We start from the raw sequence: 253 nt of genomic DNA on the forward strand, positions 1-253 counted from the left end.
CACACTCAGCCCTTGGACGAGCTTTTGCGTGAGGACCTGCCCGAAGGCTTTTTTACGACGCGCGCCCCATGCTCTTTCTGGATCACGTCGATCACCGCCTCGAACAGGCGTGCCTTCTCTTGGGCCTCCCGCAACTGCACTTCCAATTCCTTGATGCGCTGCTCAGGCGTGAGCGGCTTGCGCTGGCTGGTTTGATTTCCCATCGTGGTTTTGGCCGCCGCCGAGGCGCTCCAGTCCTGTCGTCCGTGCTTGC

1 pseudogene is annotated in these 253 nt (G+C 61.3%); it reads right to left on the reverse strand.

The annotated features are described in order from the left end of the window. Nucleotides 1-253: pseudogene (locus tag AAHM38_RS25605) on the reverse strand (IS3 family transposase); the annotation flags it as partial.

Source organism: Ralstonia sp. OTU4908 (genome assembly GCF_038440115.1).
Lineage (GTDB): Bacteria > Pseudomonadota > Gammaproteobacteria > Burkholderiales > Burkholderiaceae > Ralstonia > Ralstonia pickettii.